Source organism: Actinacidiphila oryziradicis, from assembly GCF_005047355.1.
Classification (GTDB): Bacteria; Actinomycetota; Actinomycetes; order Streptomycetales; family Streptomycetaceae; genus Actinacidiphila; species Actinacidiphila oryziradicis.
The window spans coordinates 177,567-194,345 of the sequence record NZ_SUMC01000010.1 but is presented as its reverse complement, the minus strand read 5'-3'; the positions used below and the strand labels follow the sequence as shown (position 1 = coordinate 194,345).

Genomic DNA, 16,779 nt, shown 5'->3' with positions numbered 1-16,779 from the left:
GACAGCCGGCACGTCGCGACTGTTCACCAACTCCCGCAACTCAGCGGTCTGTTCCACAGAGAGCTCCATGCCAGAACCAACGAGCCCCATCGATCAAAGTAACGACTGCAGGATCACGAGACACTAGTGGCGCAGGCAGCTCAGCCGGTCGAGAACAGCCGCCGCCATCGCCTGCTCGCCGAGCGCGTTGGGGTGCGCGGGGGCGGCGGGTGAGGCGGGGGTGAGGGGTTCGATCCAGCGATCGGCGGGGGCCTTGCACATGTCGTGGCCGATGGTGGCCGTGTAGGTGTCGACATATGTCGCGTGCGAGGCGCGCGCCTGCGACGAGAGCATGGCGTTGAGCCGCTTCTCGGTGTCGCGGAGGTAGGCGAAGTCGCCGTCGGCGAAGGGGACGGCGGGGCGGCAGCCGATGCCGTCCTCGGGCATGAGGTCGGGATAGCCGACCACGACGACGTGGGCACGCGGGGCGCGGTGGTGGACGGCGTCGAGTACGGCGGCGATCTTGGGGGCGGTCAGCTGGATATTCTGCTGGAGCTGGTCGGTGCCGCCGGAGTTGTAGTACTTAGTGCAGGGGCTGCCGGTCGGGTCGGTGGCCGCGAGGCCGGCGCAGGTGCGGATGATGCTGCCGAAGCCGATGTCATTGCCGCCGATCTGGACGGTGACGAGTGTGGTCCGCCTCGTCAGAGCGTCCAGCTGCGGCGGGTTGGTGCCCTGGGCCTGCCACATCTCGGCGGTGGTGGCGCCGCTGCAGCTGACGTCCGCGAAGGCGGCGGGGCGCAGCCGCGCGGCGGTCAGCGAGGGGTAATTATGGTCGGAACGCAGGCAGTTGGCGTCCACCTGGGTGGGGATGAGCGGGCCGGAGGCGTAGGAATCGCCGAGTGCGGCATAGCTCTCGTAGCGCGCGTGGCGGGGCTGGGCGGCGGCGGGGACGGCGCTGCCGATGGTGAGGGCCAGAGCGGCGGCCGCGAGGACTGCCGTGTGTCTGACGGTGTGTGTGCCGGTGCTTGTGTGAGCCATGGGCCCTCCCCCTCGTGGTTACTGACGAGGAAAGACTCCGTGCGGCGGGAGCCTGGAGTCAATGGTGTGACAGGAAGTCATTCGGCCAGCTCAGCTGGCCCGGCGGCAGCCTCGCTCTGTCCTGGTCGTCACCCCGGGGACGGACGGGCGGGTGTTGCCCGGCGCCGGGCTTGACCCATGGCCGCCCCCGACCGGCCTCAGTGGCCGCCCCGCGAGCCTCCCCCGCCCCAGCCACCACCGCCGCCGCCCCAGGAACCGTCGCCAGGAGCGCAGTAGCCGCCGCACGGCGATTCGGTCGTCGGGGAAGGGCCGGCGGAGGACGGCGACGGGGAGACCGTGGCCGAACGCGAGGGCGAGGACGAGAGGGTGGGCGTGGCACTGGCTGTCGGCGTGGGCCGGGCCGGGGGGAGGGTTACCCCAACCGGGGCCAGGGAGCCGACGACGGTGAGACCGACGGACTGGTACTGGGGTGAGGGCCCCGACGTGTCGAGCGCCCAGCGTTGGGCCGCCGAGCCGTCGCGGGACTTGAGGACGGCGGCCGCGGCGCGCTCCCGGGAGACCGGGACCACCGCGAGCTGCTGGTTCCACTGCGGAATCAGATTGCCCTGGATGGTCAGGTCGTAGCGGACGTCCGCGGCGGACGCTTCGGACGCGGCCGTGCACGTGCCCAGCTCCAGCGCGAAGTCCTGGTGGGAGTTGAGGCAGAGATCGGGGTCGGCCAGGCTGCGCAGCAGCCCGTCGGTTTCGTACGACCATTGCTGGGCCTGGGAGGCCGTGCACGTGGCGGCCTCCGCCTCCGCGTGCAACTCGGGCTGGCCGCCGTGGATACCGAGGCACAGGCCGGTCTCGGCATTACGCAGCCGGCCGCTCATCGCACCGTCCGCCAGCGAACCGGCGGCGGCCTGGGACTGGGCCGGGTCCGGGGCGGGAGAGGCCGCGCCCGCGCCGACGGTGGTACCGCCCGACGTCGTACCGATGGTAGTGCTGTGCCCCGACAGGGCACCGAAGAGCATGGTCAGCGCGAGCACACCGCCCCCGGCGATCCCCAGACCGGCCAGCACCGGGCGTCTGTCGAGGACGGCACCCAGGGCCTGTCTACCGGCGGGCACCCGGGACCCGACGCGCGGCCGTCCGCCCACCGAGTGCCTGGGCCCGACGTCGCGCCCGGAGGCGTCCGGCACCGGTACGAGTACGGCTGCCGCCGCCGAAGTGGGGGCGGTAGCCGGGATGGCTCCCAGTTGCGCGGCGCGGCGGGCAGGCCGGGAGCCGAGGTAGTCCCGGGCGCCCCATCCGATCACCGCCTCGGCGAGGAAGAGGGCCAGCCGTCCGCGGGAGTGGTCGAGCTGGACGGCGGTGTAGCGGCAGTGGTCGCACCGTGCCATGTGGCGCCGCAGGTCGGGGTCGAGGCCGGTGCCGCCGCGCCGCACGGAGACGTCCAGCAGGCGGCTGAACTGGCGGCACTTGTCGTCGGGTGCGAGCTCCAGGTGGGCCTGCAGGCAGCCGTCGCGGAGGAGCTCGCGGGCCTGTTCCAGTTGCGCGAGCACGCCGTGGAAATCGTGGCCGAGGCCGAGCAGCCGGGCCGGCACGGCCACGTCCTCCGCCTCCACCTCGGCGTGCCACAGCAGGCACTGCGCGGGTTTGGGCAGTTCCGAGAAGGCCCGGAAGACCAGTCGTCTGTCCTCGGGTGTGGTGAACCGCGCGTCCGCGCTGCCCCGGCCCTTGGCACCGGTCCGCAGACCGGGGTGCAGGGCCGTACGGCGTTGATCGGTGTCCCATTCCCGGGCGATCGCCCGCACGGTCGCCAGCAGCCGTGGCCGCCACACGGCGGTCAGGCCGGTCTGCCGCTGTACCTCGGCGAAGACCCTTGTGAAGGCCGCGGTTGTGAGCATTCCGGCGGCTTGGGTGGAACCGGTGCACAATGTCGCGTATTCAAATACCGGCTCCCAGTGCCGGGCCAGCAGCTCCGTGACGGGGTAGTCGCCGGGCTTCATCCCCGAACTCCCCCTGAGTTCGGCCGCCAGGCTCTGGTCCGACTCCTCGGTCAGGTGACCGACGCCGCCGGAATTGGAGCCTCGGGGATCCATCACTGGTCGCCTTCCTTCCGTAACCCGACAGCCGGGAAATGGTACGGCCCATCAGGACCGCGCGGTAACGGGAGAAATCCACGAACACCCTCAGGCCCGACGCGACCAGTGCCGACATAGCGGCAGCGCTCCCGGGGAGGCAGGGCCTCGCGTCGGGACTTCTTCACCCGAACGTCTTTTGGAGCCGGAACGAAGCTCACATCGAACAGGCACACGGTAATAGTTATTGCTCGCGTGCCGACAGCCGAACTTTTGCACACTCAGCAGGCTCGGAACAAGGGATTCGATGCTACGACTTGACTGCGTACAAAGGTTATTGACGATCAGTCAAACAGCGGCCCGCGCACCGGGACCCAGAATCCGACTCGGAAGCACCGAAACGCTTCGAATGCGGGATGCCCCCCATGAGCGGCATAACGGCAGAAGCCGGAGCGAACACACAATCCACACAGGATCCACGCAACCCCGGCTCCGTACCGCACGACGAAACCGCACGTCGGCGCGGTGCGAGTACGCGCTCCACCATGCCGTGCGGCCACGCGGCACCGTCGCGCCGCCGCGAGGAATCGTTACCTCCGCGTAACATGCGCGGGTATTACCGACGGTAAGCCCGAGTAGTTACTCTCCAGTCACTTACACAGGTGTGACTGGAGCCGCAGATGAACACCACCCGCACCGCCGCCTCCGTCTCCGCCCTCATCCTCGCCGCCGGCGCCGCCCTGGGTCTCGCCGCCCCCGCCGCCCAGGGAGCGCCAGTGGCAGCGGCGTCCTCCGCCGCCACCGCGTCGGTGAGGTTCACCGACATCCCTGGCTCCGGCGGGGTGACCCTCAAGGGCAGTGTCTTCACCCCGGCCGGCTACGACGGCTCCCAGCACTACCCGGTGATCGTGCTCCCCAGCAGCTGGGGCATCAACGACCTGGAGTACCTCGCCCAGGCGGGCAGCCTCGCCGACTCCGGCTATGTGGTCGTCAGTTACACACCCCGCGGCTTCTGGCTCTCCGGCGGCGAGATCGATGTCGCCGGTCCCAAGGACGTCGCCGACGCCTCCGCGGTCATCGACTGGACGCTGGCCAACACCCCCGCCGACCCCGCCCGGATCGGGATGGCCGGGGTGTCCTACGGCGCCGGCATCAGTCTGCTCAGCGCCGCCCACGACAAGCGGATCAGGGCGGTCACCGCGCTGAGCGGCTGGGCGGACCTGGTGGCGTCGATCTTCTCCGGGCGCACCCAGCACCTCCAGTCGGCAGCGCTGCTCGGCGGATCCGCCTACCTGACCGGCCGCCCCAGCGCCGAATTCCAGCAGGTGCTGGCCGACTTCCTCGGCCCGGTGTACGACAACGAGGACGAGCTCACCGCCTGGGGCAAACTCCGCTCCCCCGCCACGTACCTCGACCAGATCAACGGAGGCGGCGCGGCCGTCATGCTGGCCAACTCCTGGGGCGACAGCATCTTCCCGCCCAACACCTACGCCGACTTCTACGACAGGCTGACGGTCCCCAAGCGGCTGGAGTTCCGCCCCGGCGACCACGCGACCTCCGAGGCCACCGGACTGCTCGGGCTACCGAACGACGTGTGGACCGACGCCCACCGCTGGTTCGACCACTACCTCAAGGGCGCCCCGAACGGGATCGACACACAAGCCCCGGTCCAGCTGGAGTCCCGTAACGGATCGGACGGCTACGAGGGCTACGCCGCCTGGTCCGCCGTCCCGACCGCCACCCGCGAGCTGCGCTTCGGCGGCACCAGGACGATCGCCACCAACATCGACTCCGGGGCCGACGGCGGCGTCATCTTCCTCACCAGCCTGCTGGACCAGATAGCGCAGGCACCGCCCGTCGTCTCCGTACCGCTGCTGCCACGCGCCGTGGCGGCGGTCTGGCAGACCGGCGGGTACGCCACCGCCCAGCGCATCCGGGGCACCGTGAAGCTCAGCACCACCGTGACACCCAGCGCCGCCGAGGGCACCTTCATCGCCTACCTCTAAGACGTGGACGCGCTCGGCACCGGCAAGCTGATCACCCATGCCCCGTACACGTTCACCGGCCGGTCCCCCGGCACGTCCTTCGGGGTGGATCTGGAGCTCTTCTCCACCGCGTACGACGTCCCGGCCGGGCACCGGCTGGCGCTGGTGATCGACACGGTGGACCCGCTGTACATCGAGCACAACCCGGCGTTCAGCTCGCTGGCCCTCACCTCCCCCAAGGTGTCGGTCCCGGTCAGTGAGAGGTGACCGGGACGACGACCGTCCTGGCGGACACCTTCGGGTTGCGGCGCTCCTGGCGGGCGACCCAGGTGGCGAGCCAGGACAGCAGCATGCACATCCCGATGTAGATGGGCGCGATGATCATCACGACCGGGATGAAGGGCAGGTCGTAGTCGAGATTGGCCGCGATGAGCTTCCCGGCGTACAGGAACTCCTGATACGAGATCAGGAAGCCCAGCGAGGTGTCCTTCAGCGTCACCACCAGCTGGCTGATGATGGCCGGCAGCATCGCCCGCGCCGCCTGCGGCACCAGCACATACCCCATGGCCTGGGTCTTGCGCATGCCGAGGGCGAACGCCGCCTCGCGCTGGCCGCGCGGGACCGAGTTGACGCCTGAGCGGAAGACCTCCGCCAGGACGGAACCGTTGTAGAGGGTGAGCCCGGCGACGAGGGCGGTCATGGGCGGGACCTTCAGGGCGATGAAGATGAAGAAGATCATCACCAGCAGCGGCATCGCCCGGAAGAACTCCACCACGACCGTGGCGCCCCAGCGGACCGGCCGGTGCTCGGAGAGGCGTCCGGCCGCGAAGACCGCACCGAAGGCGAGCGAGAGTACAGCCGCCCAGGCGAACGCCGACAGCGTGTTGCCCAGGCCCCTCAGCAGCAGCCGCTGGATACCCGTGTACTCGAAGGGCCGCCATTTGACGGCCTCGAACTGCCCGGTGGCGAAGAGCTTCCAGACCACCCAGCCGAGGAGGGCCAGCAGCACCAGCGCGGCCAGCGAACCGTAGAGGCGGTGCCGGGCCAGCGCCCTGGGCCCGGGGATGTCGTACAGCGCGGTGCCGTTCACCGGGCGGCCCCAAAGTGTTTCTCCAGCGCGTTGAACAGCGCGCTGATCGACAGGGTGATGACGAGATACCCCACGGCGATCCACACAAAGGTCCAGACGATGCTGTACCCGAGCTCGTTGAGCGGCCGGTAGGTGCCCAGCAACTCGGTGACCGAGAAGGACCCGGCGATCGCCGAGTTCTTGGCGAGCGCGATCAGGGTGGAGCCGACCGGCGGAATGACGGCCCGGAAGGCCTGCGGCATGACGACCAGACTGAGCGTCTGGCCGAAGGTCATCCCGAGGCTGCGGGCCGCCTCGCCCTGGCCGCCCGGCACCGTGTTGATGCCGGAGCGGACCGCCTCGCAGATGAAGGCGGAGGTGTAGGCGGTCAGGGCGGATACGGCGAAGGTCTTGAACGGCAGGATGATGCCGAAGCGCGGCAGCCCGAGCAGCACCGCGAAGAACAGCAGGGTCAGCGGGGTGTTGCGGAGCACGGTGACCCAGGCTGTGCCGAAGACGCGCAGCGACCTGACCGGGGAGACCCGGAAGCCCGCGATGACGATGCCTACGGCCAGGGCCAGCAGGCCGGAGTAGACGGTGAGTTCGACGGTGCCGAGGAAGCCGTTGGCGTAGAGGGAGAAGTTCTGGGTCAGTACGTCCATGTCACGTCCATGTGCTGCGGCCCTCTCAGTACCGGTCCACGGGAGGCTGGGCGGGCGCCGGGATCCCGGAGAGGCCGAGGGTCGCGTCGTAGGCCTTCCGCCAGTCGCCGTTCTTCTCATGGGCGACGATGGCGGTGTCGAGGGCGAGGCGGAACGCCCGGTCGCTCTTGGGCACCCCGATGCCGTAGGGCTCCTCGGAGAAGGGCCTGCCGACGACCTTCAGTTCCTTGGGCGCCTTGGCCGCGAAACCCATGAGGATGGTGTTGTCGGTGGTGACGGCGGTGACCTGGTAGGTCAGCAGATTGTCGACGCAGACGGCGTAGCTGTCATAGGCGACCGGCACCGCCTTGGGGTAGTCGGCCTGGATTCGCTGGATCGAGCTGGAGCCGGCGGCCGAGCAGACCTTCTTGCCGTTCAGGTCCTGGGGTCCGTTGATGCCCTTCTCGTTGCGTCTTACGAGCAGGCTCTGCCCGGCGAGGTAGTACGGGCCCGCGAAGCCGACCTGCTTCTTGCGCAGGGCGTTGATGGTGTAGGTGCCGACGTAGTAGTCGATCTGGCCGTTGCGGAGCGCGGTTTCGCGGTTGGCGGAGGCGATGGCCGCGTACTGGATGTGGTCCACGCCGAAGCCGAGGGAGGCGGCCATCATCTTGGCGATCTCGATGTCGAAGCCGGAGTAGGTGCCGGTGGAGGGGTCGCGCTGACCGAGGTACGGCTGGTCGTCCTTGACGCCGACGACGACCCCGCCGCGGCGGTGGGCCCTTCCCCAGACCGGGGACGATGGGAGGGAGAAGGTGCCGTCCACCGTGTAGGTGGGCAGATCTTCCGAGCGGGGACCCTTTACGGGCGGGCTGCCGGACTTGCCGCAGGCGGTGAGCAGGGCGACGCAGGCCAGGGCGGAGCACAGGATCATACGCGCGCCGTGCATGTCCGGGCCCCCGCGCTCAGTGGTGGAGGATCTTGGACAGGAAGTCCTTGGCGCGCTCGCTGCGGGGCGCGGTGAAGAATTCCTCGGGCGGCCGGTCCTCGATGATTTTGCCGGTGTCCATGAAGACGACCCGGTTGGCGGAGGCTCGGGCGAAGCCCATCTCATGGGTGACGACGACCATCGTCATGCCGTCCTGGGCGAGCTGCCGCATGACGTCGAGGACCTCGTTGATCATCTCCGGGTCGAGGGCGGACGTCGGCTCGTCGAAGAGCAGCACCTTGGGGTCCATGGCCAGTGCCCGGGCGATGGCGACGCGCTGCTGCTGACCGCCGGAGATCTGGGCCGGGTATTTGTCGGCGTGCCCGGAAAGGCCGACCCGGTCCAGTAGTTCGCGGGCCCGCCGCTCGGCCTCCGCGCGGCTGCGCCTGCGGACCTTCACGGGCGCCAGTGTGACGTTCTCCAGCACGGTCTTGTGCGCGAAGAGGTTGAAGGACTGGAAGACCATGCCGATATCGGCCCGGAGCCTGGCCAGCGCCTTGCCCTCGGCGGGCAGCGGATCTCCGTCGATGGTGATCGTGCCGGACTCCACCGGCTCCAGCCGGTTGATGGCCCGGCAGAGCGTGGACTTTCCTGAGCCGGACGGCCCGATGACCACGACCACCTCGCCGCGGCCGACGGTCAGGTCGATGTCCCGCAACACATGCAAAGGCCCGAAGTGCTTGTTGACTGCGGACAGCACGATCAGCGGATCGCCCGTTTCGTCGGCCATGGATGGCAACCTATCCACAGCAAACGGGCATATCGGCCCCGACACGCCCCGACCCCCCGGGACGCGTTCATCACGCGCCCGGGGGTCGGGCGATCAGGGCCGGGTCACCCCGGCCCTGGCCCCGATCAGGAGGATTGCGAGGCCTGCGGGGCCGCGCCGCCCCGGCCGCCGAAGCCGCAACCACCGCCGCCCTTGCCACCAGGGAAGCCGCTGGGCATCCCGGACGGCCTGCCGCTCCCCGACGGGAAGCCACTGGGACGGGCGCCGCCGCTCCGCATCCCGGACGGACGACCGCCGCCGGGGCGGCCGCTCGGACAGCTCGAAGAGCCGCTCTTCGCGGAGCCGCTACCACTCGACGAGGAGGAGTTGGAGCCGCATCCGGCCAGCAACAGGGTCGAAGCAGCCAGCAAAGCGACAGCGGCGGGCACTGCGCGGCGGCGGGTCCGCAGGACACGAGTCATGGATCAATGGCTCCTCAGGGGTCGGGCGCGCTCGCGCCCGGGGATCGTTCGACCCGCATGAGTCCATCCCACCAAGGTGTGACAGTGCTGTGCTGAGCCTGTGGTTTTGACAAAGACAGGATCAAGATTCCAGCGCGTCAGCCCAGCACGCGGCTGACGAGGATCTCTCGTTCCGCTGTGGGGATGGCCGTCCATCTGGTGCCGCGGATAGCGCCTTCCAGGGCCAGCAAGGTGTGGGTGCGGGCGTCCTCCGAAAGTTCCGCGCGGATCCTGTCGAAGGCGCGGTCCGCTCCTAGGCGGCGCAGCTCCTCGGAGTCCGTCACACCGGCACGGCGCAGCCGGCCCGCGAGGACTGATCCGATATTGGGCATCTGCTGCAGGGAGTCCATTCCGACATCATGCACTGCCCGACGGCCCGTCAGACCGCGATCTCGGCCCAGACACGCTTGCCGCCCGGGAGCAGTTCCGTGCCCCAGCGGAAGGTGAGGGCGGCGACGAGCTGGAGGCCGCGTCCGCTCTCGGCGGTGGTGGGGAAGGGCCCGGTCATGATCAGACAGGGCAGCGCGCGGGAGCAGTCGCGTACCGAAATGTGCACGAGGGTGAGCCTGCGCCACAGCGTCAGACCGATCTGCCGCCCCCCGGCGTGCCGTACGGCATTGCTGACGAGTTCAGCCAGCACGGTACTCGCCGTCTCGAACAGGTGACCGAGCCCCCAGACGTCGAGGGTGGCCGACAGGATCCGGCGGGCCTGGCCGGAGGCCTGTTCGTCGCAAGGCAGAAAAACCTCGCCAACGAGTGTCGTCGTCGGCGGGTAATCCACCGGTTCGAGGGAAGGTTCAGGAGGGGGCTCCGCGGTCACATCCGATGAATCACCTTCGGCGAATCGCCGGACTGGCGCCTGTGCGGCCAGGTTTTCACTCATTTGCCCACCTCAATGGGTTGCAGGTGGCGCCGAGCATTCCTGTGAAGACCGTGTGTGCGCCATACCCCAGCGCTATTCTCACGGCGATATACCCCCTGGTAACGCCAGGGTGGGCCGCCCTCGCCGTCGGGAGTGTTCGTCCATGTCTGCTCCGGCTTCCGGTGCTACTGTCGAAATTCCCGCCTGGGCCTGGGAGCGTACGGAGATCCACGAAGCCCTGCGAGAGCGCGACGCGGGGGCGATCCTGCGCTTCGCCCAGCAGTACGGCGGCGCCAGCCAGTCACGTATAGCCACCGCCACCGGCCTGTTGCAGGGCCGGGTGAACGAAATCGTCAGAGGTCGCCGATCGGTCGTGCGCATCGACGTCTTCGAGCGGATAGCCCTCGGCCTGGGCATGCCGGACGCGGCACGCATGCTCATGGGGCTCGCGCCCCTGCGCTTCTCCGGGCATGGGCCGAGGGATCTGCTGGAACACCCTCAGGTCGCCGCCATCGCCCGCACCAAGCCGGAGGCCGGATCCGAGATCACCTCGCTCGCCGCGACCGCCGAAACGGTGGATGTGATCGGTGTACGGGCGCTGGGCATGCTCGCGCTCGGCGACTCCTTGCTGCGCGGCCCGCTGATCCGCGAGGGCCGCGACTCGATTGCGCATGTGCGGGTCCTGCTGCTGCATCCGGACAGCCCGGCCGTCGCCCGGATCGCCGAGGAGATCGGTGAGACACCGCGCTTCCTGGCCGCGAGTCTGCGCTTCTCCGAGGACCTGCTGGGCGAGATGGCGGAACTCGGCACGGTACGGCTGGAGGTGTACCGGTACCGGACACCGCCGGTGTGGCGGATGATCCGGCTGGACGCCACGGTGTTCGCCTCCGTCATCGGCTGCCGCAGCGACGCGCGGACCTCGCTCGTCTACCGGCTGACGCCCACTCCGCCGGGCTGTCTCTCGTACGGCTTCGACCGGCTCTTCGCGGCGACACTGGGTGACGCCGAACGCGCCATCTGACCGCGGATCCTCGCCGGCGGCTCCGGGGCGGGGCGCCGGCGCCTGCCCTACCGTTCCGACGCCTCCAAGTAGAGCTGCGACAGCTCGGGAGTGCCACTCTCCGCCCAGTCGTGGCCGTTCGCGACGACGTCGATCTCGCGCCCGGAGGCGAGCCGCACCACCGGCTGCCCGTTCGGCCATACCTGCCAGGCGGCGCCCGGCACGGTGCGGACGATCACCGTGCCCAGGTACAGTCCCGCGTCGTTCCCCAGCCAGCTGAGCGCGTCCGGGTCGTCGCGCCAGCGCGGCAGCAGCTGGTCCAGCCGCTCCAGCGACGCCACGGTGTCATCGAGTTCGATCCCCACCGCCGACGCCTGTGCGCGCAGCAGGTCGCACTCCCCGAGCAGGTCGATGGCGCCCTCCGGGGCCATGACGGAGACACCACGCGCCGGTGTCTGCCATTTGCGCCATTTGTCCATAAAGGGGATCTCCATAATCCTCAGAGTGGCACAGGACCACCCCGGATCGAGTGATTCCCGGGCCGGCTCCGTATCCGGGGGCGTGACACCATCGCCGTCTGGCCGCGAGCACACCGGGCCCGCACGGAACGTGACACGGTGCCGGAAACGCGTGATGTATACGTTCCGTTGCCGCACAATACGTTACGTAAGGCCTGCCCGGCGGACGAAGGGGCATGCGATGAACGCAGGACCGGAGGCGGCCGGGTCGGCCGTCCGGGCCTGGCGGATGCTCGCGGAACTGGCCCAGCGCGCGCCACGGGCGATGCAGCTCGCGCCGGGCGCGGGTGAGGACGAGATCGCCGCTTGGGGCGTACCGCTGCCGGAGGATGTGCGGCAGCTGGTCCGCCGCGTGCGAGGGTTCCGGGTCGGGGCACCCGAGGAGGCGGCTGTGTACCGGCTGGCCCCGGAGCGGGGGCTCACGCCCGGCGGCTGGTCGATCGGACCTCCCGGCTCGGCGCACCTGCTGCACGAGGCGGGCGGGAACGCCCTGTTCGTCGACGTGGACTGCGCGAGCGGCGCCTGGGGGCGAGTCTTCGCCGCCACCGCCGACTTCCGCGAGACCTGGGCCTATGTCGCGCCGTCCCTGGTCGACTGGGTGACCGGGCTGGCCCGGGCCGCCCTCGGCGCCGCGCCGGACGAGGAGCCCGTCCTGGAGCGGCTGGCCGAGGCCGCGCACGTCTTCTCCTACCGGCCCGATCTACGGGGTGTCCCCGTGCTGCAGGCCCGGCCCGGCGCGGACCCGGAACTCGCCGCCGTGCTCGCCGGGCTGCCCGACGAGGCCCTTGTCGTCGACCTGCGTGAGGTCGCCGCTCCCGCCACCCTGCACCTGCCGTCCCCGCCGGGGCTGCGTGGCGGCCACATCGAATTCCAGCGCCGCCTCGGCGGCCGCTTCGCCGTCGGCTTCCCGCGCACCCCGGCCGGCCGGCCCGGGCCCGGTCAGAGGGTCAGGTCGACCACTACCGGCGCGTGGTCGGAGGCGCCCTTGCCCTTACGCGCCTCCCGGTCCACGTAGGAGTCGCCGACCGCCTTGGTGAACGGCTCATTGCCGTACACCAGGTCGATCCGCAGGCCGTTGTTCTTCGGGAACGCCAGCTGGCGGTAGTCCCAGTAGGTGTACGGCCGGTCGTACTTCAGCGGGCGCGGCATCACATCGCTCAGCCCCTCCTCGCGCAGCGCCTCAAGCGCCGCGCGCTCAGCCGGCGTCACATGCGTCTGGCCCACGAAAAGCGCCGGGTCCCACACATCGTCGTCCGTCGGGACGATGTTGTAGTCCCCCAGCACCGCGAACGGGCGCTCCCCGGCCGCGTCCTCGGTCACGGCCGCCTTCAGCGCGCCGAGCCAGCGCAGCTTGAACGCGTAGTGCGCGTGCTCCACCTCGCGGCCATTGGGCACGTACACCGACCACACGCGCACCGGCCCGCACGTCGCCGCCACTGCCCGGGGCTCCAGCACCCCCTCGTACTCCGGCTCCCCCGGCAGGCCGTGCGCCACCTCGGCCAGGCCGACCTTCGACAGCACCGCCACCCCGTTCCACCTGCCGGTGCCGTGCACCGCGGCCTCATAGCCGAGCTCGCGCAGCGGCTCGTACGGGAAGGCGTCCTCGGCGCATTTCAGCTCCTGGAGGCACAGCACATCCGGCCGGCTGGCCTCCAGCCAGCCGAGCAGCTTGGGAAGGCGGGCCGTGATCGAGTTGATGTTCCACGTCGCAATACGTAGTGCCATGCCGGCCAACTTACCGGCTGCCGCCGACACCAGGGGCTGACCCCTGGACCCGTGGCCTGCGGCACGCCTGCCCACAACGGTGCTGAACCCAGCCCGTCCGGCGTTTGAGGACCTGGGGGCGGAGCCCCCGGGCCCCCAGGTCCTCGGGCGGAGCCCCCGGAGGGGAAAGCGCCGCAGGCGGCCTAGGGCCTGTCCGGCCGATCTCCGCGGCGTCGCGTGCCCTGGCACCAGCGCTCGCGGCGTTGTCGTCAGTCGACGACGCTCCGCGTCGCCTCCCTCCTCCGCCTTGCGATCACAGGCGCCAGACCCCGCTCCTTCTCCCACGGAGATCGGCCGGACAGGCCCTAGAGCTGGACGTGCTCCCCCGAAGCCAGCCGCAGGTGCTCCGCACCGCCGACGCCGGGGCCCTCCGGGCCGAGCATGCGGTCGTAGACGACGGGGGCGATGTCGGAGAGGAGGGCGTTGTGGATGTCGATCGCGCGCTGCGGCTTGACCGCCCGGACGTAGTCGATGACCTCGGAGAGCTTGTTCCAGGGCGCGTGCACCGGCAGGAGCAGAGTGTCGACGGGGCGGTTGGGGACGGTGAGGGCGTCGCCGGGGTGGAAGAGGGAGCCGTTGATGACGTAACCGACGTTGGTGATACGGGGGATGTCGGGGTGGATGACGGCGTGGAGCTGGCCGTGGACTTCGATGTCGAAGCCGGCGGCGGTGAAGGTGTCCCCTTCGCCGACGGTGTGGACGCGGCCGGGGAAGGCCGCGGAGACCTGGTCGGCGACGCTGGCGAGGGTCCAGACAGCGGCGGCGGGGTTGCCGTCGAGGGCGGCGCGGAGGTGGTCCTCCTGGAAGTGGTCGAAGTGCTCATGCGTGATGAGGATGGCGTCGGCGCCGGCGACGGCATCCTCCTCGGTGAAGGCGCCGGGGTCGATGACAAGGGTGCGGCCCTCCTGCTCGATGCGGACGCAGGCGTGGCCCTTCTTGGTCAACTTCATGGAGTCAATCTTCACCCTTGGGGAGCGGTTTCCTCGCGGATGACTCGCTGGGCGACCGCGAAAGCCGAATTCGCGGCGGGCACGCCACAGTAGACGGCGGTGTGCAGGAGCACTTCCTTGATCTCGGCCGCACTGAGGCCGTTGCGGAGTGCCGCGCGGGTGTGGAAGGCGAGCTCGTCGTAGTGACCCCGGGCGACCAGCGCGGTGAGAGTGATGACACTGCGGGTGCGGCGGTCGAGACCGGGCCGGCCCCACACCTCGCCCCAGGCATAGCGGGTGATGAACTCCTGGAAATCGCCGGTGAAGTCGTCGGCGTTCTCGGCGGCCCGGTCGACGTGGGCGTCACCGAGCACTTCACGGCGGACTTTGATGCCGTTCTCGTACGGGTCCGGCCGGCCGTCGTACGGGGATCCGGCACCATCGGCGGGCACGGCGGCAGGGTCGGCACCGGCCAGGATCCGTGTGGGCAGCGCGGCGGAGATGGCGGAGACGGGCGGCTCGTTCCAGGCGGTGCCGAAGTGGCGTACGAGGAGATCGGTGACGGCGGCGGGCTGCTCGACCGGCACCAGGTGGGAGGCGGAGGGGACGACGGCGAGCCGGGCGTCGGGGATGGCGGCGACCAGGACCCGGGCGTCGGCCGGCGGGGTGACCGGGTCATCGGCGCCGCAGAGGACGAGGGTGGGCACGGTGATCCGGTCCAGGTCCGGGCGGCAGTCGTGCGCGGCCATCGCCTCGCAGGCGGCGATGTAGCAGCCGGGGTCGGTGGTCCTCACCATCTGCACGGCCCAGTCGACGATGCCGCCCTGGGCGGCCCGGAACCCGGTCGTGAACCAACGCTCGGGGGTGCCCTGAGCGATCTGCCCGAGCCCGTTGGCCCGTACGATGACGCCGGTCTGCCGCCAGGCGTCGGGAGTCCCGAAGCGGGCCGCGGCGGAGACCAGGGCCAGCGAAGCGACCCGGTGGGGGTGGCGCAGGGCCAGCTGGAGACCGATCGCGCCGCCGATGGAGCAGCCGGCGTAGCCGAAGTGCTCGATACCGAGCTGGTCGAGGGTCGCGGTCAGCCGGTCGGCGAGCTCGGCCGTGGAGGTCGCCGGGTGGGCGGCGGCGCCGCCGTGACCGGGGAGGTCGTAGCGCAGTACGCGCCACTGCCGGATCAACTCGGGTATCTGACGGTCCCACATGTGCCATGTAGTACCGAGGGACGGTCCCAAGATCAGGACCGGGGCGTCTTCTGGCCCGTCAAAGCGGTACTGCAGGGTTTCGGCGTTCGTGTCACTCACCTGCTCACGCTCCCACATCTCACAATTTCTCACTGAAGGGGGTCGCGAGGCTCGCCAAACCTCCCCAGGCTTCCGCCGCCGGACGCAGATCCTCCACGTCCGGCTTCACGTACCACTTCTTGGTCGTCTTCACATTGGTGTGCCCCGCCCACCGGGCCAGGATGTGATCCGGGACACCACTGTTCGCGAGGTACGTCAAGCACGACGCGCGCACATCGTACAAGCGGACCCTGCGAAAACCGTTCTCGTCCATGATCTTGTATGCCCTCACGCGCAACTGCCGACCATTCAGCGCGGCGCCGAGTTCATCCACGATCACGTACCCGCTGCCGCTGTACGCCTCCCCCGCCGCCAGCTTTTCGGCCGCCTGCGTGGCGCGGAACTCCTTCAGGGCCTCACGCACCAACGCGGGCAGGGGGAGCAGTCGCTCGCCCGCCATCGACTTCGTGTCCTTCTCCACCACCGTCTTGTTACCCATGAGTGTTCGCGTGTTGGATATGTCCAGGGTGGCCGCGTTCAGGTCGATGTCCGACCAACGCAGGCCGCAGACCTCTGCCGGACGCAGGCCCATCAGGGAGAGAAGGAGGGGGGCATACAGCCGATCGTCCTTCACCGCGAGCACGAAGGCGTGAACCTCCGCTACATTCCAGGGCTGCAACACCTTCTTGGTCCTGCGCTCCGCCTTGCGTGCCTTCCGAGGGATCGTGACCTCTTGGGCAACGTTCACGGCGACCAAGCGCCGCGTCACCGCCCGGTTAAGTGCGTCCTTCAGCCGCGCAAGGGACATCTCTACCGAGGTCACCCCTAGGCCCGTGCCCGCCTTGCCGCCACGAACGCGGCCCTCCCGAAGCGCCCACGTCATCCACGTCTCGACGTGGTCCTCGGTGAGTTCCTGAAGCCGGATGTGCCCAAGCTTCCCCCGGACACGGCCCAGGGTCACCGCATAGTTGTAGATCGTAGTCTCTTCCAGGTCTTCCGCCTTCTTGGCAAGCCACTGATCGAGCCATTCGTTCACGGTGATCTTGTTGGGCGATACGAACGTCCCTTCGTGGCGACGGTTCGTGATGCGTGCGTACTCGGCCTTCGCTGCCTTCAACGTGTCGAAGGTGCGTGTCAGCTGCTTGCGCTTCCCGGTGGCTGGGTCGATCCCTACGTCGACCACGAACCGGTACCGGATCTGCCCCTTCGCGTTCGGCGGGAGCTTCTTGATCGGGTCGGACAGGACCACTCACTCTCCTTAAGGGCGTGGAAACTCCATATAGGCGGAGGCGTCGCTGCGTTTCAGCGAAGGGCACCGCGGTCATCAGGGCAGCCGCAAACGGTGCCGCCCTCTTTCTCCTCGGGGGTTTGCGGCGCTGTCTACTGCGTCCGCTACGACTCCACCGCCAAGCGCAGCCGAATGCGAACACCCTCCA

The 16,779-nt window shown here is 69.7% G+C and carries 16 protein-coding genes and 1 pseudogene; 3 read left to right on the top strand and 14 right to left on the bottom strand.

Features of this window, described 5'->3' with window-relative positions:
* Positions 1-123: 123 nt before the first annotated feature.
* Both FCI23_RS14315 and FCI23_RS14310 read right to left on the bottom strand, forming a co-directional pair.
* Positions 124-1,017: an SGNH/GDSL hydrolase family protein gene (locus FCI23_RS14315; RefSeq protein WP_136724011.1), complete on the bottom strand. Its 894-nt coding sequence runs from the start codon at positions 1,015-1,017 to the stop codon at positions 124-126.
* 197 nt (positions 1,018-1,214) lie between these two features.
* Positions 1,215-3,101, bottom strand: coding sequence for an RICIN domain-containing protein (locus tag FCI23_RS14310; RefSeq protein ID WP_246143705.1), 1,887 nt, complete (start codon positions 3,099-3,101; stop codon positions 1,215-1,217).
* A gap of 659 nt (positions 3,102-3,760) precedes the next feature.
* Between FCI23_RS14310 and FCI23_RS14305 the strand changes: the two are divergent.
* Positions 3,761-5,332: pseudogene (locus tag FCI23_RS14305) on the top strand (CocE/NonD family hydrolase).
* On the opposite strand, the gene FCI23_RS14300 reads toward FCI23_RS14305, so the two are convergent.
* The 7 genes from FCI23_RS14300 to FCI23_RS14270 form a co-directional block, all read right to left on the bottom strand.
* A complete protein-coding gene (locus tag FCI23_RS14300; RefSeq protein WP_136724007.1) occupies positions 5,319-6,155 on the bottom strand; it encodes an amino acid ABC transporter permease in 837 nt (278 codons plus the stop codon). The pseudogene FCI23_RS14305 and the gene FCI23_RS14300 sit on opposite strands and share 14 nt — an antisense overlap.
* The gene (locus FCI23_RS14295; protein WP_136724004.1) at positions 6,152-6,796 is read right to left on the bottom strand and encodes an amino acid ABC transporter permease; all 645 of its coding nucleotides are present in this window, start codon (positions 6,794-6,796) and stop codon (positions 6,152-6,154) included. Before FCI23_RS14295 ends, FCI23_RS14300 begins: the two co-directional genes overlap by 4 nt.
* Before the next feature lie 25 nt (positions 6,797-6,821).
* The gene (locus FCI23_RS14290) at positions 6,822-7,706 is read right to left on the bottom strand and encodes a glutamate ABC transporter substrate-binding protein (RefSeq protein ID WP_322973834.1); all 885 of its coding nucleotides are present in this window, start codon (positions 7,704-7,706) and stop codon (positions 6,822-6,824) included.
* Between the two features lie 31 nt (positions 7,707-7,737).
* Positions 7,738-8,490 (bottom strand): amino acid ABC transporter ATP-binding protein, encoded by a 753-nt coding sequence (locus FCI23_RS14285; protein ID WP_136723999.1) that lies wholly within the window; start codon positions 8,488-8,490, stop codon positions 7,738-7,740.
* 125 nt (positions 8,491-8,615) lie between these two features.
* A complete protein-coding gene (locus tag FCI23_RS14280) occupies positions 8,616-8,951 on the bottom strand; it encodes a hypothetical protein (RefSeq protein WP_136723997.1) in 336 nt (111 codons plus the stop codon).
* 137 nt (positions 8,952-9,088) lie between these two features.
* On the bottom strand, positions 9,089-9,340 hold the full coding sequence (locus FCI23_RS14275; protein ID WP_136723994.1) for a TfoX/Sxy family DNA transformation protein: 252 nt from the start codon (positions 9,338-9,340) through the stop codon (positions 9,089-9,091).
* Between the two features lie 29 nt (positions 9,341-9,369).
* Positions 9,370-9,771 (bottom strand): ATP-binding protein, encoded by a 402-nt coding sequence (locus FCI23_RS14270; protein ID WP_136723991.1) that lies wholly within the window; start codon positions 9,769-9,771, stop codon positions 9,370-9,372.
* A 244-nt stretch (positions 9,772-10,015) separates the two neighbouring features.
* Between FCI23_RS14270 and FCI23_RS14265 the strand changes: the two genes are divergently transcribed.
* Positions 10,016-10,873: a helix-turn-helix transcriptional regulator gene (locus tag FCI23_RS14265; RefSeq protein ID WP_136723988.1), complete on the top strand. Its 858-nt coding sequence runs from the start codon at positions 10,016-10,018 to the stop codon at positions 10,871-10,873.
* Between the two features lie 47 nt (positions 10,874-10,920).
* On the opposite strand, the gene FCI23_RS14260 is transcribed toward FCI23_RS14265, so the two are convergent.
* Positions 10,921-11,346: a DUF6278 family protein gene (locus FCI23_RS14260; protein WP_136723985.1), complete on the bottom strand. Its 426-nt coding sequence runs from the start codon at positions 11,344-11,346 to the stop codon at positions 10,921-10,923.
* Positions 11,347-11,551: 205 nt separating this feature from the next.
* On the opposite strand from FCI23_RS14260, the gene FCI23_RS14255 reads away from it, so the two are divergent.
* A complete protein-coding gene (locus tag FCI23_RS14255) occupies positions 11,552-12,385 on the top strand; it encodes an SMI1/KNR4 family protein (protein WP_136723982.1) in 834 nt (277 codons plus the stop codon).
* On the opposite strand, the gene FCI23_RS14250 is transcribed toward FCI23_RS14255, so the two are convergent.
* The 4 genes from FCI23_RS14250 to FCI23_RS14235 all read right to left on the bottom strand — a co-directional run bounded on the left by FCI23_RS14250 (position 12,310) and on the right by FCI23_RS14235 (position 16,592).
* The gene (locus FCI23_RS14250; protein ID WP_136723979.1) at positions 12,310-13,095 is read right to left on the bottom strand and encodes an exodeoxyribonuclease III; all 786 of its coding nucleotides are present in this window, start codon (positions 13,093-13,095) and stop codon (positions 12,310-12,312) included. The genes FCI23_RS14255 and FCI23_RS14250 overlap by 76 nt on opposite strands.
* A gap of 344 nt (positions 13,096-13,439) precedes the next feature.
* A complete protein-coding gene (locus FCI23_RS14245; protein WP_136723977.1) occupies positions 13,440-14,084 on the bottom strand; it encodes an MBL fold metallo-hydrolase in 645 nt (214 codons plus the stop codon).
* Between the two features lie 11 nt (positions 14,085-14,095).
* Entirely contained in the window at positions 14,096-15,382 is a 1,287-nt protein-coding gene (pcaDC, locus tag FCI23_RS14240; RefSeq protein ID WP_407645957.1) for a bifunctional 3-oxoadipate enol-lactonase/4-carboxymuconolactone decarboxylase PcaDC, read from the bottom strand.
* A 1-nt stretch (position 15,383) separates the two neighbouring features.
* Positions 15,384-16,592 (bottom strand): site-specific integrase, encoded by a 1,209-nt coding sequence (locus FCI23_RS14235; RefSeq protein ID WP_246143701.1) that lies wholly within the window; start codon positions 16,590-16,592, stop codon positions 15,384-15,386.
* Positions 16,593-16,779: the final 187 nt, after the last annotated feature.

What these genes read in the sequence shown, in the direction of transcription:
- FCI23_RS14315 (WP_136724011.1), bottom strand. Translation starts at nt 1,017, where the DNA reads ATGGCTCACACAAGCACCGGCACACACACCGTCAGACACACGGCAGTC.
- FCI23_RS14310 (WP_246143705.1), bottom strand. Translation starts at nt 3,101, where the DNA reads ATGGATCCCCGAGGCTCCAATTCCGGCGGCGTCGGTCACCTGACCGAG.
- FCI23_RS14295 (WP_136724004.1), bottom strand. Translation starts at nt 6,796, where the DNA reads ATGGACGTACTGACCCAGAACTTCTCCCTCTACGCCAACGGCTTCCTC.
- FCI23_RS14290 (WP_322973834.1), bottom strand. Translation starts at nt 7,706, where the DNA reads ATGATCCTGTGCTCCGCCCTGGCCTGCGTCGCCCTGCTCACCGCCTGC.
- FCI23_RS14285 (WP_136723999.1), bottom strand. Translation starts at nt 8,490, where the DNA reads ATGGCCGACGAAACGGGCGATCCGCTGATCGTGCTGTCCGCAGTCAAC.
- FCI23_RS14280 (WP_136723997.1), bottom strand. Translation starts at nt 8,951, where the DNA reads ATGACTCGTGTCCTGCGGACCCGCCGCCGCGCAGTGCCCGCCGCTGTC.
- FCI23_RS14275 (WP_136723994.1), bottom strand. Translation starts at nt 9,340, where the DNA reads ATGGACTCCCTGCAGCAGATGCCCAATATCGGATCAGTCCTCGCGGGC.
- FCI23_RS14265 (WP_136723988.1), top strand. Translation starts at nt 10,016, where the DNA reads ATGTCTGCTCCGGCTTCCGGTGCTACTGTCGAAATTCCCGCCTGGGCC.
- FCI23_RS14260 (WP_136723985.1), bottom strand. Translation starts at nt 11,346, where the DNA reads ATGGAGATCCCCTTTATGGACAAATGGCGCAAATGGCAGACACCGGCG.
- FCI23_RS14255 (WP_136723982.1), top strand. Translation starts at nt 11,552, where the DNA reads ATGAACGCAGGACCGGAGGCGGCCGGGTCGGCCGTCCGGGCCTGGCGG.
- FCI23_RS14250 (WP_136723979.1), bottom strand. Translation starts at nt 13,095, where the DNA reads ATGGCACTACGTATTGCGACGTGGAACATCAACTCGATCACGGCCCGC.
- FCI23_RS14245 (WP_136723977.1), bottom strand. Translation starts at nt 14,084, where the DNA reads ATGAAGTTGACCAAGAAGGGCCACGCCTGCGTCCGCATCGAGCAGGAG.
- pcaDC (WP_407645957.1), bottom strand. Translation starts at nt 15,382, where the DNA reads ATGTGGGAGCGTGAGCAGGTGAGTGACACGAACGCCGAAACCCTGCAG.